1 protein-coding gene and 1 pseudogene are annotated in these 1,193 nt (G+C 68.1%); both read left to right on the forward strand.

The genetic code is table 11. The features are described from left to right. Nucleotides 1–988, forward strand: a pseudogene (locus ACTQW0_RS08465) (hypothetical protein); the annotation flags it as partial. Beyond that, on the forward strand, nucleotides 985–1,193 hold a 209-nt coding region (locus ACTQW0_RS08470), incomplete at its 3' end, for a hypothetical protein (RefSeq protein ID WP_441567772.1). The pseudogene ACTQW0_RS08465 and the gene ACTQW0_RS08470, both read left to right, overlap by 4 nt.

Consider the following 1,193-nt stretch of genomic DNA (forward strand, 5'->3'; position numbering starts at 1 on the left):
CATGGGCTTCTGCCAGCTCTTCGCGGGCGAGACCAGCGAGTGCGTGTGCCAGGGCCTCCGCGACATCTTCGAGCACATCGGCTGCGTTCCCACCCGCATCGTCTTCGACAACGCCACGGGCGCCGGCAGGCGCCGCGGGCAAAGCGTGACCGAGGCGGACCTCTTCCGCCGGATGAAGGCCCATTACGGGTTCGAGGCGACCTACGCCAACCCCCGCGCCGGCAACGAGAAGGGCAATGTGGAGCGAAAGGTCTACTGGTGTCGCCAGCATCTGTTCACGCCTGCGCCCAGCGTCGACGACATCGAGCTGTTCAACGCGGAGCTGCTCAGCCGCTGCTCGGGCTCGGGTTCGAACCGCCACTACGAGAAGGGGCTGACATGGTCGGAGCTGTTCGAGAGGGACAGGTCGGCGATGCCGCCCCTGCCCGCCAAGCCCTTCAGCTGCATGCGATTCGTCACCGGCGTGTCGGTGGACAAGCGCGGCGACGCCACCGTCGACGGCGGCCACCGCTACCATGTGGGCCACAGGCAGGCTTCCGGCACCGTCACCGCCGTGTACGGCGCCCACACCGTCGCGTTCGCGGACGCCGCGGGCGAGATCGTGGCGGAGCACGCGAGGAGGTTCGGGGCCGCGAAGAACGGGCCGGAGGCCGTGTCCCAGCTGGCGTTGCTGGTGAGGAAGCCCGGCGCATGGCGCAACTCGGCGGTCAGGGCCGCCATGCCCGCAGACGTGAGGGCCCATGTGGACGCGCTGGAGTCGGCTGCCAGAAAGGACCTGATCGTGTGCATGCGCAGGTGGTGCAGGGAGAGCTCGGTCGAGGACGTCGGCGCCGCTATCTCCGAGGTGCTGGCCTCAACGGGGAGAGCCAGGCCCTCCGACGTGGAGATGATGCTCGCGAGGATGGGCGGGTTCGGCCTTGGGACGGAGCCCGACGTCGGCCCGGATCTCACTGTCTACGACAGGATGCTCGGAGGTGACGCCGCATGAGCGCGCGAGGCGACCTGGAGAGCGCGGTGAGAAGAGGGTTCAGGGCCGTGATGCTATCCAACCACACTGCGGAGAAGTACGCGTCGGAGTCGACGGCCGCAGAGCTCAGGTTCTTGGCAGGCATGTTCGAGGAGGAGCTCTCCTGGAGAGAGGAGAGCAGGAGGGGGCGGCTGCTGAAACGGGCCAAGTTCCCGGTCCCCAAGAC

Source organism: Collinsella sp. LCP19S3_B7, assembly GCF_052121795.1.
Taxonomy (GTDB): Bacteria; Actinomycetota; Coriobacteriia; order Coriobacteriales; family Coriobacteriaceae; genus Collinsella.